Origin of the sequence: Pseudoduganella aquatica, from assembly GCF_009857595.1 — a bacterium.
GTDB classification, from domain to species: Bacteria; Pseudomonadota; Gammaproteobacteria; order Burkholderiales; family Burkholderiaceae_D; genus Rugamonas; species Rugamonas aquatica_A.
The window spans coordinates 107213-120087 of the sequence record NZ_WWCU01000007.1 but is presented as its reverse complement, the minus strand read 5'-3'; the positions used below and the strand labels follow the sequence as shown (position 1 = coordinate 120087).

Annotated in this window: 11 protein-coding genes; 6 read left to right on the top strand and 5 right to left on the bottom strand. The window is 66.9% G+C overall.

The window, feature by feature from the left end; translation table 11 throughout:
* Window positions 1-32: 32 nt before the first annotated feature.
* Genes GTP77_RS08990 through GTP77_RS08980 form a run of 3 tightly spaced genes read right to left on the bottom strand, consistent with a single transcriptional unit; the run spans window position 33 to window position 3231 of the window.
* Window positions 33-1118 (bottom strand): ABC transporter substrate-binding protein, encoded by a 1086-nt coding sequence (locus GTP77_RS08990; protein ID WP_161071833.1) that lies wholly within the window; start codon window positions 1116-1118, stop codon window positions 33-35.
* A 30-nt stretch (window positions 1119-1148) separates the two neighbouring features.
* Window positions 1149-2138, bottom strand: coding sequence for a tripartite tricarboxylate transporter substrate binding protein (locus GTP77_RS08985; RefSeq protein ID WP_161071832.1), 990 nt, complete (start codon window positions 2136-2138; stop codon window positions 1149-1151).
* Window positions 2139-2160: 22 nt separating this feature from the next.
* Entirely contained in the window at window positions 2161-3231 is a 1071-nt protein-coding gene (locus GTP77_RS08980) for a porin (protein ID WP_161071831.1), read from the bottom strand.
* A 190-nt stretch (window positions 3232-3421) separates the two neighbouring features.
* Here GTP77_RS08980 and GTP77_RS08975 point away from each other — a divergent pair, with 190 nt between their 5' ends.
* The 5 genes from GTP77_RS08975 to GTP77_RS08955 all read left to right on the top strand — a co-directional run bounded on the left by GTP77_RS08975 (window position 3422) and on the right by GTP77_RS08955 (window position 9087).
* The gene (locus GTP77_RS08975; RefSeq protein ID WP_161071830.1) at window positions 3422-4117 is read left to right on the top strand and encodes a response regulator; all 696 of its coding nucleotides are present in this window, start codon (window positions 3422-3424) and stop codon (window positions 4115-4117) included.
* Window positions 4117-5556: a sensor histidine kinase gene (locus GTP77_RS08970; protein WP_161071829.1), complete on the top strand. Its 1440-nt coding sequence runs from the start codon at window positions 4117-4119 to the stop codon at window positions 5554-5556. Before GTP77_RS08975 ends, GTP77_RS08970 begins: the two co-directional genes overlap by 1 nt.
* A gap of 165 nt (window positions 5557-5721) precedes the next feature.
* On the top strand, window positions 5722-7143 hold the full coding sequence (locus GTP77_RS08965; RefSeq protein ID WP_161071828.1) for a sensor histidine kinase: 1422 nt from the start codon (window positions 5722-5724) through the stop codon (window positions 7141-7143).
* Window positions 7133-7726, top strand: a complete 594-nt coding sequence (locus GTP77_RS08960; RefSeq protein ID WP_187358659.1) for a hypothetical protein — start codon at window positions 7133-7135, stop codon at window positions 7724-7726. Before GTP77_RS08965 ends, GTP77_RS08960 begins: the two co-directional genes overlap by 11 nt.
* Window positions 7726-9087: a sigma 54-interacting transcriptional regulator gene (locus GTP77_RS08955; RefSeq protein WP_161071827.1), complete on the top strand. Its 1362-nt coding sequence runs from the start codon at window positions 7726-7728 to the stop codon at window positions 9085-9087. Before GTP77_RS08960 ends, GTP77_RS08955 begins: the two co-directional genes overlap by 1 nt.
* A 42-nt stretch (window positions 9088-9129) precedes the next feature.
* Here GTP77_RS08955 and GTP77_RS31040 read toward each other — a convergent pair whose 3' ends face one another.
* The gene (locus GTP77_RS31040) at window positions 9130-10731 is read right to left on the bottom strand and encodes a methyl-accepting chemotaxis protein (RefSeq protein WP_161071826.1); all 1602 of its coding nucleotides are present in this window, start codon (window positions 10729-10731) and stop codon (window positions 9130-9132) included.
* Between the two features lie 307 nt (window positions 10732-11038).
* On the opposite strand from GTP77_RS31040, the gene GTP77_RS08945 reads away from it, so the two are divergent.
* The gene (locus tag GTP77_RS08945) at window positions 11039-11365 is read left to right on the top strand and encodes a BON domain-containing protein (RefSeq protein ID WP_161071825.1); all 327 of its coding nucleotides are present in this window, start codon (window positions 11039-11041) and stop codon (window positions 11363-11365) included.
* Between the two features lie 91 nt (window positions 11366-11456).
* On the opposite strand, the gene GTP77_RS08940 is transcribed toward GTP77_RS08945, so the two are convergent.
* On the bottom strand, window positions 11457-12710 hold the full coding sequence (locus GTP77_RS08940; RefSeq protein WP_161071824.1) for a right-handed parallel beta-helix repeat-containing protein: 1254 nt from the start codon (window positions 12708-12710) through the stop codon (window positions 11457-11459).
* Window positions 12711-12875: the final 165 nt, after the last annotated feature.

Sequence of the window (12875 nt, the reverse complement as noted above, 5' to 3'; positions counted from 1 at the left end):
GCGGGTTACGCTGCGCTAACCCGCCATCCTGCTTACTTCTTACCGGCGGTCTCTTTCCACTGCTTCAGGAAGGCCATGCGCTTGGCCGGTCCCAGGAACTGCAAAATGATGGGGTGCACCGGCACCGGCTTGACGTTGTCCTTGCCGATCTGCTTGATCAGGTCGGCCGAAGTGGTTTCGCCGGTCACGTCGGCGCGGATGGCGTACAGCTTGGATTCGTTCGCGATCACGGTCTGGCCGCGATGGGACAGCATGAAGTCCAGCCACAGCTTGGCGGCGTTGACGTTCTTCGCGGCCTTGTTGATGAACATCACGCGCGACAGTATCAGCGTGTAGTCCTTCGGCAGCATCACGCCGATGGACGGGTCGGTCTTGGCGCGCACCAGCGCGTAGGAGCCCAGCACGTTGTAGCCGATCAGGTTCTCGCCCGAGGAAATGCGCTCCATCATGGTGCCGGTGGACGACTGCACGCGCACCTTGGCCACGCCGAATGCGTTCTCCAGATCGATGAACTTCGGATTTTCCTTCGCGTCCTGGGTCATGAACATGAAGCCCACGCCGGATTTTTCGATGTCGTAGGTGGTGACCTTGTCCTTGAACTTGGGCTGCTGGATCAGCTTGGCGAAATCGGCGTGCGTCTGCGGCACTTCCTTGGCGTCCACCAGGCGCTTGTTGTAGACGATGGCGGCCGGCTCGAACGTGGTGCCGTAGGCCTGGTCGTCCCACACCGCCCAGCCGGGGATCTTCGGCGCTTCAACCGATTTGTATTTCAGCGCGTGGCCGTCCGAGGCCAGGCGCATCTGCAGGTCCATGGCCGAGGACCACATCACGTCGGCGGTGTTGCCGCCGGCGGCCGCTTCGGAGATGAAGCGGTTGTACACCTCGGTCGAATTCATGTCGTTGTACTCGACGGTGATGCCGGGGTAGATGGCGTTGAATTCCTTGATCAGCGGCTGGGTCGCCTTGCTGTCGGTGGCGCCGTAGACAACCAGCTTGCCTTCCTTCTTCGCGCCGTCGATCAGCTTCTGATAGTCGGCGGGATAGCCGGCCGGTACTTGGGCGAATGCTGCGGATGCGAACAGGGAAGCCGCGACGGCCAGGGTCGATTTCTTGAACATATAAGTCTCCGGTTAGAGTGTTTTGCTTGCTTAGCGCACCAGGCCGAATTCGCTGGCGCGCTTGCCGTAGTTGTCCACGGCCTTGCGTACATAGTCGGCGAGCGCGTCGCCGGTCAGTGCAAAGGGATACAGTCCGTAAGCCATGCGGGCTTCGGCAAATTGCGGCGTGGCCATCATGCGCTCGAACACCTGCACCCACTGGCGGTAATCCGCCTCGGGCACATGGGGTCCCATCCACACGCCGCGGATGATGGGCCAGACCACGTCCACGCCCTGCTCGCGCGCGGTGGGCACGGCAGCGAGCACGCCGGGCAGGCGCTGTTCGGACAGCACCGCCAGCACGCGCGTCTTGCCCTTGGCCGCGTACAGCGTGGCTTCCGACGCGTCGCCGGACACCACGTGCACAAAGCCCGCGTCCATGGCAGTGAAGGCCTCGCCGCCGCCCTCGAGGGCCACGAAGCGCAGCACTTTCGGGTCCACGCCTGCGGCGCGCATCACCAGCGCGATCTTCAGCCAGTCCTGGCTGCCGATGGTGCCGGACACGCCGATCAGCACCTTTTCGGGATGCTTCTTCAGCGCCGACACCAGGTCCGCCAGCGATTTGTAGGCCGAGTCGGAACGCACGGCGATCATGCCGTAGTCCGCGCCCAGCGCCGCCACCCAGCGCACATCGTCCGCCTTGGCCTTGCCGAACTTGCCCTGCGCCAGATTGAGCAGCGAGCCGCCCGAGAACACCACCAGCGTGTTCGGATCGGCGCGCCGCTGCGACATCAGCGAGTGCCAGGCCACCGCGCCTATGCCGCCGGGCACGTAGCTGATGTGCACATCGCGCTGCGCCTCGCCGGCCAGCGCCTGCAAGCCCTTCTGCGCCAGCTTGCAGGTCAGGTCCATCGCGCCGCCCGGCTTGGACGGCACGATGCACTCGACACGGCCGGCCGGCACGCCTTGCGGCGGTTTGGCCGCGTGCGCGCCCGCCGCCAGCAAGGCAAGCGGCAACAGCAAGGTTGGCAGGGCTTTCATGGCGCGGTGCTCGCTAGGCTGATTAGAAGCGGTGCTGGATGCCGGTGACCACGCCGCGCTGGTTCGTGTCGAAGCCAGCGTCGTCGCGCGACAGGCCGGTCAGCTGGCCGTGCTTGGCCTTGGCGTAGGCGGCAGCCACGTACACGTCGGTGCGCTTGGACAGCGCGTAGCGGTAGCGCGCCACGTACATCACAGGATCGGCGTCCTTGCCGCTGGCCACATTCTTCACGTTCACGCGGTACACGGCGCCGGTGATGGTGGTGTTCGGAATGGCCTTGTACGCCACGCCGGCCCACCAGGTGGTCGCCTTCACGTCCGCCGTAGCGGCTTTGCCGGCCACCAGCTTGTAGTCGCGCATCACGCCGTAGAACTTGAACGGGCCGGTCTCGTAGCTTGCGCCCAAGTGGTAGACGGTGTTCTCGTCGCGGCGGCCGGTGACAGCCACGGTGTTGCCGTTGATGCGCTCCCAGGTCGCCATCAGGCCCAGGCCATTGGCGGCGTAGGCCACGTTGCCCGCCATTTTGCGGCTGTCGGACTGGCCGGTGGTCTGCTCGCCCATGCCGTAGGTGGCGCCGTATTTGAAGTCGCCGGTGCTGCCGGTGTACTTGATCAGGTTGTCGAAGGCGGTGGTGAAGCCGTATTTGCTCGGGCCGGTGGCCGGGCCGCTGGTGGCCCACGAGTAGTAAGGCGCAAAGCCCATCGGATCGTAGGAGATGACGGTGTCGTACACGGTGGTGAAGGAGCGGCCGATGACCACGCGGCCGAAGCTGCCTTCCAGGCCGACGTTGGCCTGGCGCTTGAACAGCGGGCCGTCCTGCGCGCCGCTGTCGAGCAGGATGCCGCCTTCCAGGTTGAACACGGCTTTCAGGCCGCCGCCCAGGTCTTCGGTGCCGCGCAGGCCCCAGCGCGAGGTGTTCATGCCGCCGGAAATCACGCTGGTCTTGGAGCCACCCGCAGGCGTGGCATTCGAAGCGTTTTCAACGCCGGCGTCGATCAAGCCATAGACTTGCACATTCGACTGCGCGTGCGCCGCGCCGCCCAGGGCGCTAACGGCGGCAGCGGCAACGGCCAGCGCCAAAGTGGACTTCTTCATGGGTGTCTCCTATAGATATAATTGTTGGTGATATGCCTGATCACTGAAATCAGGGCTCCACTATAGGTTTCACTTCCTTTCAATTCTCTTTCACTGCCAATATTGTCGCCACGTCACCACAAAGAATTTACTTTTGGCGGCGCGGCGAGGAAGATGCAGGCCTGAGCATACACCCGGCAACACGAAAACCATGCGCATCCTCCTCGTAGAAGACCATACCGAACTGCAGCACTGGCTGGCCAAGGCCCTGCGCGACGCCCACCTGACGGTGGAGTGCGCCGACAACGGCGCCGACGCCGACGCCCTGCTGCACACGCAGGACTATGCGCTGGTGATACTCGATCTTACCCTGCCGCGCATGGACGGGCTGGAGGTGCTCAAGCGCCTGCGCGCGCGCGGCGGCCCGCGCGGCAAGACGCCGGTGCTGATCCTGACCGCGCGCGGCGGCCTGGAGGAACGCGTGCAGGGCCTGAACCTGGGCGCGGACGACTACCTGGCCAAGCCTTTCGAGCTGGCCGAGCTGGAAGCGCGCGTCAAGGCGCTGCTGCGCCGCAGCGTGGGCAACGAGGCGCTGGTGCACAGCTGCGGCGCGCTCAGCTTCGACACCATCACCCGCATGTTCAGCTACCACGGCGCGGCGCTGGCGCTCACGCCGCGCGAGCACGCGGTGCTGGAAGCGCTGATCAGCCGCAGCGGCCGCGCCGTGTCGAAGGAAAAGCTGTTCGACGAAGTGTTCGCGCTGGCGGACGACGCCAACCTGGACGCGATCGACCTGTACATCCACCGCGTGCGCAAAAAGCTCGAGAGCGGCCAGCCCGGCGGCGCCGCCATCACCACCCTGCGCGGCATCGGCTACCTGCTGCAGCCGCGCGAGCCGGCCGAGTAATGGAGCGCGCGCCGCCACCGCAGCAGCCCGCGAGGTACAACGCCCCGCTGGGCAGCTTGCGCGGCCAGCTGCTGCGCTGGCTGCTGGTGCCGCTGATCTGCCTGATGGCGCTGGACGCCGTCTCGGTCTACCGCAACGCGCTGGACGCGGCCGACATGGCCTACGACCGCTCGCTGCTGGCCTCCACCCGCGCGCTGGCCGAGCGCGTCTCGGTACAGGACGGCAAGGTGGTGGCCGACGTGCCCTACGTGGCGCTGGACAGCTTCGAGACCGACACGCTGGGCCGCATCTTCTACAAGGTCAGCGGCATCAATGGCGAGACCGTGTCCGGCTTTGGCGACCTGCCACCGGTGCCGGCCAATGTGCCGCGCTCGGAAGCCTATCCCGCGCTGGTGCGCTTCTACCACGCCAAATACAACGGCCAGCCGGTGCGCATTGCCGCGCTGCTGCAGCCGGTGTACGACGACAGCATGCGCGGCATCGCGCTGATCCAGGTGGCCGAAACGCTGGACGCGCGGCGCGGCCTGTCCAACCAGATCCTGCTCGACACGCTGCTGTGGCAGGCCGGCCTGGTCCTGGCCACCGGCCTGCTGGTGTGGTTCGCGGTGCGGCTGGTGCTCAAGCCGCTGATGCGCCTGAAAGTGGAAGTGGAAACGCGCAGCGTGTCCGACCTGTCCGACGTCGATCCCGCGCTGGTGCACAAGGAAGTGCGGCCGCTGGTGGAGGCGATGAACGGCTCCATGTCCCGCATCCAGGACCTGATCGCCAGCCAGCGCCGCTTCATCGCCGACGCCTCGCACCAGCTGCGCACGCCGCTCACGGTGCTCAAGACGCAGTCCGAACTGGCGCTGCGCGAAGCGGACCGCGCGCCCTGCGACGCGGCGGCGCTGCGCGCCATGGTGCAAGGCATCGCCGCCACCACCGACTCGGCGGTCCACCTGGCCAACCGCCTGCTGATGCTGGCGCGCATCGAGCACAGCGGCGGCGTGGAGCCGGTGCCGGTGGAGCTGCGCGCGCTGGTGCGGCAGGTGGCGCTGGAGCAGGCGGTGCCGGCGGTGAGCCGCAATATCGACCTGGCGCTGGAAGCGGAGCAGGAACTGGTGGTGCCCGGCCAGGCGCTGCTGCTGCACGAAATGGTGGCCAACCTGGTCGACAACGCGCTGCGCTACACGCCGGACGGCGGCGGCGTCACGCTGCGGATCGGCCCGGGCCGCGTGCTGGAAGTGGAAGACAGCGGCCCCGGCATCCCGGAAAGCGAGCGCGAGCGCGTGTTCTCCCCCTTCTACCGCGCCGCCGCCTCCATGCAGCGCAACCCCGGCGGCGCCGGCCTGGGCCTGGCCATCGTGCGCGACATTGCCGCATTGCACGGCGCCACCATCGCCCTCGCCGACGGCGCCCACGGCCAAGGCCTGAAAGTCAGCATAAGCTTCCCTCCCTAGTCCCCTTCCTACAAGCGAGCTGAGCCGCATTTACCCCAATCCGGGGTCAGACCCCAAATTGGAGGGAATGCGGCTCAGCTCGCTATACCAATCGGACGCGGAGTTTCGGGCTTTTCCCCTATGATGCAGTGGATACGCTGCTGAGCCGTCCGGCCTCCGTTTCCTATGTTTCCCAAGCTGTCTTTCCGCCATCTGCTGCTGGGCGTGTTTCTGCTGGTCGCCGTGCTGCTGAGCGCGACGTCGGTGCATGCCCTGCTGATCCTGGACCGCCTCGCCGCCCATAGCCGCGAGGCCGGCCAGCATGCCGTCGCCCTGACCGAGAATGCACAGCGCCTGGCCGAACGCAGCGTGGCCATGGAGCGCAGCGCGCGCCAGTATCTGGTGCTGGACGATCCGGCCTTCCGCCAGCGCTATGCCGAGGCCTGGCGCGACGCGCAAACAGCCTTGGCGGCAGTGTCGGCCGGTCTGCCCGGCGCGCCGCCGCACACTTTCGCCGACTGGGCGCAGCGCAGCGACGCTGCGTGGACCGTGCTGCAGACGCCGCGCGCCCGCCGCGCCAGCCGGGTGCAGGCACTGAACCAGGCGCTCAGCGGCCTGCCTGCCATCAGCCAGCGCCTGGAGGATGAGGTGAAGCGCGAGGTGGAGCGCCGCAACCAGTTGCTGCTTGACGAACTTGACCAGCGGCGCGGCGTCCTGACCGGCCAGGTGGCCGCCGCCATCGCCTTGGCGGCGCTGTTGGCGGTGGGCTTCGGGGCCTGGGTGTCGCGCCCGCTGAAACAGATCGAGCAGGCCATCCACAGGCTGGGCGAGAACCGCTACGGCGACGCCATCGCAGTCGAGGGGCCAAACGATTTGCGGCGGCTGGGTCAGCAGTTGAATTGGCTGCGCCAGCGCTTGTCCGACCTGGAGGCCGACAAGTCGCGCTTCCTGCGCCATATCTCGCATGAGCTGAAGACGCCATTGGCCGCGCTGGTGGAGGGCGTGGCGCTGCTGGAGGACCAGGTGCTGGGCGCGCTCACGCCGCAACAGCGCGAGATCGCCGCCATCCTGCGCCACAACACGGCCTCGCTGCAGAACCAGATTGAAGACCTGCTGCGCTACAACGCCGCCAATTTCGAGGCCCAGCACCTGCTGCGCACGCCCTGCGATCCGGCGGCGCTGGTACACGAGGTGGTCGCCAACCAGCAACTGCAGATGCAGGCGCGCGGCTTGCAGGCGCTGGTGGAGGGCGCGCCGCGCACGCTGCCGCTGGACCGCGACAAGATAGCCGCCGCACTGGGCAATCTGCTGTCAAACGCGCTGCGTTTCAGCCCGCCAGGCGGCGTGGTGCGCTTTGCACTGGACGAGCACCAGGACATGCTGCGCATCGACTGCATAGACCAGGGGCCGGGGGTGGCGCCGGAGGACGCGGAACGCGTGTTCGAGCCGTTCTACCAGGGCGAGCGCCAGCCGCCCGGTGCGCGGCGTGGCAACGGTATCGGCCTGTCCATCGTGCGCGAGTACGTGCAGGCGCACGGCGGCGCTCTTCAACTGCTTCCCTCCCAGGCGGGAGCCCATTTTCGGATTGAACTTCCTTATGACCATTAAATTGCCTATTCCTCCGCCACTCACTGCGGTGCTGATTACCGCGCTGCCGCTGGTGCTGGCCGCGTGCGTCACCCAGGCCCCGCCGCCACAGGTCGCGCTGCCGCCGCCTGCCGTTGCACCGCTGGCGCAAACGCCGATCACGCATGTGTCGCCGCAGGACGAGGCCGCGCCGCTGCTGGCCTACCATCAAAGCCTGCGCCGCATGGCGCAAGGCGAGCTGCTGAAAGAACTGAGCGGCTTGAGCCTGCAGCAGGCCACGCCCAAGCTGTCGCTGCAGATCGGCATGATATTGATGCTCACGCGCGGCAGCGGCGACCTGGCGCGCGCGCAGGCGCAGTTCGACAGCGTGGCCACCTCCGGCGAGCCGGCTGCGCAGTCGCTCAAGCCGCTGGCGCAGTTGCTGTCCAGCCATTGCGCGGAGGCGCGCAGGCTGTCCGAGCACAACGAGAAACTGAGCACGCAGCTCAAGGAAAACCAGCGCAAGACCGAACAGCTGAACGACATGCTGGAAGGCCTGAAGGCCATCGAGCGCAATCTGCCGGTGCGGCCGCCGCCGCAATCGTCCGCCCAGGGAGGCCGCTGATGGCCGGCGCGCACATACTGTTGGTGGACGACGATACGGACTTGCTGCGGCTGCTGTCGCTGCGCCTCACCGCCAACGGCTACCGCGTCACGTCGGCCGACAGCGCGGAGGCGGCGCTGGCGCGGCTGTCGATCGAGCTGCCGCAGCTGGTGGTGAGCGACGTCCGACTGCCCGGCCGCGACGGCATGGCGCTGTTCCAGGAAATCCGTTCGCAGTATCCCGCGCTGCCGGTGATACTGCTGACCGCGCACGGCACCATACCGGACGCGGTGGAGGCCACCACGCTGGGCGCCTACGCCTATCTGACCAAGCCTTTCGACGCCAAGGTGCTGCTGGACCGCATCGAGCACGCGCTGAGCCTCACCGCGCCGGCGCCGGCGCAGGGCGGCGGCGACGAGCGCTGGCGCGAGGAGATCATCAGCCGCAGCCAGTCCATGGCGGAGCTGCTGGCCGAAGCCAAACTGGTGGCGGCGTCCGATGCGAGCGTGCTGATACGCGGCGAGAGCGGCACCGGCAAGGAGCTGCTGGCGCGCGCCATCCACCGCGCCAGCCGGCGCGCGAAAGCGCCCTTCATCGCCGTCAATTGCGGCGCAATCCCGGAGCAGCTGCTGGAGTCCGAACTGTTCGGGCATGTGAAAGGCGCGTACACGGGCGCGGTGAACAGCCGCGAAGGCCTGGTGCAGGCGGCCGACGGCGGCACGCTGTTCCTGGACGAGATCGGCGACATGCCGCTGCTGCTGCAGGTGAAGCTGCTGCGCGTGCTGCAGGAGCGCGTGGTGCGCCAGCTTGGCTCGGACCAGGGCCGGCCGGTGGATGTGCGCATCCTGTCCGCCACCCACCGCGACCTGGACGCGGCCATGCTGGAGGGGCAGTTCCGGGAGGATTTGTACTACCGGCTGAATGTCATCACGCTGACCTTGCCGCCGCTGTCGGAGCGCCGCGAGGACGTGGCGCTGCTGGCCACGCGCTTTCTGCACGCGCTGGCGGCCAAGTACCAGAAGACGGTGAGCGGCTTTGCGCCGGGCGCGCTGGAGGCGCTTACGCGGGCGTCCTGGCCGGGCAATGTGCGGCAGCTGTACAACGTGGTCGAACACGTGTGCGCGCTGGCGACCGCGCCGCTGGTGCCGCTCACGCTGGTGCAGCGCGCGCTGCGCGTGCCCTCGCTGGAGGTGCTCAGCTATACGGAGGCCAAGCAGCGCTTCGAGCGCAACTACCTGGTGCAGCTGCTCAAGCTGACCGACGGCAGCGTGGCCGACGCGGCCCGCCTGGCCGAGCGCAACCGCACCGAGTTTTACCGCCTGCTGCAGAAGTATGACTTGAACGCGGCCCAGTTCCGCGCCGACGGCGTGGCTGATTCGTAGGGCGGGTTGTAACCCGCCCTGACCACCCGACGGCGGCGCAAGTTACCTGAGCGCGAGGGCGCGGCCCGGGGCATGCCGGCGCACGGCGCCGGCTTCGATCTTGAACACGCTGACCGCTTGCGCCAGGCTGGCCGCCTGGTCTTGCATGGCCTTGGCGGCGGCCGCCGCCTGCTCCACCAGCGCGGCGTTCTGCTGCGTTACGTGGTCCATTTCGATAATCGCCTGGTTCACTTGCTCCACGCCGGTGGTCTGCTCGCTGCTGGCGAGCGCAATCTCGCCGATGATGGAGCTCACGCGCTGCACGCTGGCCACCACTTCCGTCATGGTGGCGCCGGCCTGGTCCACCAGCTTGGCGCCCAGGTCCACACGCTCCACTGAATCGCTGATCAGCGCCTTGATTTCCTTGGCCGCCGCCGCCGAGCGCTGCGCGAGGTTGCGCACCTCGGACGCCACCACCGCAAAGCCCCTGCCCTGCTCGCCCGCGCGCGCCGCTTCCACGGCCGCGTTCAGGGCCAGGATGTTGGTCTGGAAGGCGATGCCGTCGATCACGCCGGTAATGTCTTCGATCTTGCGCGAGGCGTCGTTAATGCCCTGCATGGTGGACACCACCTGCGCCACCACTTCGCCGCCGCGCACGGCCACCGTGGCCGCGTTGGACGCCAGCTGGTTGGCGTGCCGCGCGCTGTCGGCGTTCTGCTTCACCGCAGAGCTGATTTCCTCCATCGACGCCGCCGTCTCTTCCAGCACGCTGGCCTGGCTTTCGGTGCGCGCGCTCAGGTCCAGGTTGCCCTGGGCGATCTCGCTGCTGGCGGTGGCCACGCCGTCCGCATCCTCGCGCACCGTGGCGACGATGCCTTGCAGGCTGGCGCGCATGTTTTCCAGCGCCTGCAGCAGCTGCGCCGTCTCGTCCTTGCCTTCCACCTGCATGGCCACGGTCATGTCGCCCTCGCTCATGCGGTGCGCGCTGCCGACCGCCACCGCCAGCGGATTGGTCACGTGGCGGCTGACGGCGAAGCCGAGGAACACGCCCACCGCCAGCCCGGCCAGCACCAGAACGATGGTCACGTTGCGGCTGCTGGCGTACAGGTCCGTATTGGCTTCGGCCACGGCCTTGGCTTCGCTTTCCTTGAGCTGGGACAGCTTGGTCATGGCCACGCCCAGCTGCACGCTGGGCTGGACCACGTTGGCGCGCATGTATTGCTGCAGTTCGCTGTCGGCGTGCATGTCGCTGGCCTTGATGCGGGCGATCAGGCCGTCGGCGGCGGCCTGGTCGGTCTTGATGACGTCCTGCAGCTGCGCCACCTGGCGCCGGCCTTCCTCTGTCGTAAACAAGCTGCTGGCCTGCGCGATGAAGGCCTGGCTCTTGGCCCGGCCGTCGGCGATGCGGGCGTTGGCGCTGTCGCGCTCGGCCTGGGACGTGGCGAGGATGGCGTCGCGCAGGCCGACCACGGCCTTCAGGCGCTCCACATTGGCTTCCTTGAAGTAGGAAAGGCCCATCAATTCCTGCTGGTACAGGCGGGTGTCGGCGTCGTTGATGCGCTTCATGTTGTAGATGGCGTAGGCGCCCAGCAGCGCGCCTATCGTCGCCACCGCGATGAATGCCAGCACCAGCTTGGTTGAGGTTTTGTAGTTGGACAATTGCATGAGCGGTCTCCTATGACTGGTGTTCAGACTCTACCCAATCACCGTGCGGCGGGCCATAGTGTTTTTTTCTGTCGTGCGGCGGCGACAGAAAAAAACCCTTTGTTTTCAACAACTTGGGAAAACCACCGTGGAATGTGTCGCCGTATCACGACAAATCATGTGACAAATTTGCTGCCTGTCGGCAAGTCAATCTTGGCAAAAATGCCAAGCCTTTGATTTCATTGGACTTTTTAGAGCTGGCACACCGCTTGCAATGGAGAGGATAACGTCACAAGGCGTTCCCTTAAAACTTTATGGAGTAGCAAACATGACGAACACCAAAATGATCACCCGCCTGCTCGCCGCCGCCGCCCTGAGCGCCGCTTCGATTACCGCCGCCTACGCCGTGCCGCAGCAAGAAGGCACCATGGCAGGCGTGGGCACCGCCGCCAATTCCACCGATGGCGCGCTGAGCAAGAAAGTCCAGGCCGCGCTGAGCGACTACAAAGGCGTGGGCGTCACCGCAGCCCAGGGCGTGGTCACGCTGACCGGCCAGGTTGCCAACACCGACATTGGCACCAAAGCCATCCAGGCCGCTTCCGCCGTTGAAGGCGTGAAGGAAGTAAAAAGCGAACTGACCGTCGCCAGCAAGTAATTCCGTTTCGTAGCACCCGCAGTTGAAGTTGTAGTTGTAGTACCTACCCAGAGTAAGACCTTTTCGCCGGGCCGCGTTTTGCGCAGCCCGGCTATTTTTTTTCTTGCACGGCGGCCGCAAAAGCACCCAGGCCGATCAGGGCGCTGCCGGGGCGCGGGTGGTAGCTGCGCAGCACGGGCAGGCTGCCGTCGGGCTGGCGGGGCGCGTCCCAGCCTTCGGCGGAGACGCTGTCGAAGTCGGCGTCGCCGACGGTGAGCGGCAGGGTCCAGCTGTTGTGGGCCTGGTCGGCGCCGGCGGCGTTGCGGATGGTGCGGCCGATGTTGTTGCGCAGCAGGCCGAAGCTGGCCGGTCCGCCGTCGGGGGCGATGCCGCGCATGTCGTAGTCGGCGCCGTTGCCGAAGGCGGTGTTGTTGAAGAAGTCGATCGCCAGCGGGTGGTGGTTGGCGTAGAAGCCGGCGGCCTTGTTGTTGAAGGCCACCGAGAAGCGCACGGTGTGCTTGACGCCGTTGGCCACGTACACGCCGCCGTAGCCGCCGGCCTTGATGCCATTGCCGTTGCCCGCCGCCAGCGGCGTGCTGGTGCCCGGCAGGTAGCCGTGCTGCCAGGCCCACGAGTTTTCTATGGTGACCGGCGAGTAGGCTTTGATCAGGTCGAAGCCGTCGTCGGTGTTGGCCCAGGCGCGGCAGCCGCGGAACACGTTGCCGGGCTGGTTGGGCTTGATGTGGGCGCCGAAGCCGTCCGCGCTCTGCCCTGCGCCGTTGGAGGTGTAGGGGTCGTAGTTGTGGTGCGAGTCGCTGTTGAGCACCAGGTTGTGGCTGCCGTCCGCGATGAACACGCCCGGTCCCATGTTGTGGTGGGTGTTGAGCTGTTCGAAGATGTTGTGGCTGCCCTTGATCCACAGGCCCCAGGATTCGTGGTTGAGGCGGTTTTCGGGCTGCTGCGGCGCGCCGGTGATTTCCAGGCCTTTCAGGTGCAGCCAGCTGGCGGAGGCGTTGATGCCTTTCACGCGGCAGTCGTCCTTGATGGCGGAGAAGTCGAACACCGGGGTTTCGCCGGGATAGGCCCAGTAACGGATGGGCGCGCCTTCCTGGCCGCTTTTGTTCAGCGTGACGGCGTCCACTACGGCGGTGCGGCTGGCGCAGGCGGTGGCGGCGGCGGTGTAGGCGTAGCGGCCGCCACGGAAGTAGATGGTGTCGCCGGGGGCGGCGGCGTCCTGCGCGCGGGCGAAAGTGAGCCACGGGGCGTCCTGGGCGCCGCTGGCGGCGTCGTTGCCGGTGGGGGAAACGTACCAGGTGGCGGCGCTGGCGTGGCCGGCGGCAAGCAGGGCGAGGATGAGTGGCTTCAAGGCGGGCTCCGGTGAGAGCGCCAAGAGTAGCACCGGCCATGGGCGGCGGATGATCGAATTGCTGATTATTGCGGCGGCTTGGCGGGTTACGCGCTGCCGCGCTAACCCGCCCTACGAATTGCAATCGGCACAGGAACCGTAGGGCGGGTTAGCGGCGTCGCCGCG

What these genes read in the sequence shown, in the direction of transcription:
- GTP77_RS08945 (WP_161071825.1), top strand. Translation starts at nt 11,039, where the DNA reads ATGACGAACACCAAAATGATCACCCGCCTGCTCGCCGCCGCCGCCCTG.
- GTP77_RS08970 (WP_161071829.1), top strand. Translation starts at nt 4,117, where the DNA reads ATGGAGCGCGCGCCGCCACCGCAGCAGCCCGCGAGGTACAACGCCCCG.
- GTP77_RS08990 (WP_161071833.1), bottom strand. Translation starts at nt 1,118, where the DNA reads ATGTTCAAGAAATCGACCCTGGCCGTCGCGGCTTCCCTGTTCGCATCC.
- GTP77_RS31040 (WP_161071826.1), bottom strand. Translation starts at nt 10,731, where the DNA reads ATGCAATTGTCCAACTACAAAACCTCAACCAAGCTGGTGCTGGCATTC.
- GTP77_RS08960 (WP_187358659.1), top strand. Translation starts at nt 7,133, where the DNA reads ATGACCATTAAATTGCCTATTCCTCCGCCACTCACTGCGGTGCTGATT.
- GTP77_RS08985 (WP_161071832.1), bottom strand. Translation starts at nt 2,138, where the DNA reads ATGAAAGCCCTGCCAACCTTGCTGTTGCCGCTTGCCTTGCTGGCGGCG.
- GTP77_RS08955 (WP_161071827.1), top strand. Translation starts at nt 7,726, where the DNA reads ATGGCCGGCGCGCACATACTGTTGGTGGACGACGATACGGACTTGCTG.
- GTP77_RS08980 (WP_161071831.1), bottom strand. Translation starts at nt 3,231, where the DNA reads ATGAAGAAGTCCACTTTGGCGCTGGCCGTTGCCGCTGCCGCCGTTAGC.
- GTP77_RS08975 (WP_161071830.1), top strand. Translation starts at nt 3,422, where the DNA reads ATGCGCATCCTCCTCGTAGAAGACCATACCGAACTGCAGCACTGGCTG.
- GTP77_RS08965 (WP_161071828.1), top strand. Translation starts at nt 5,722, where the DNA reads ATGTTTCCCAAGCTGTCTTTCCGCCATCTGCTGCTGGGCGTGTTTCTG.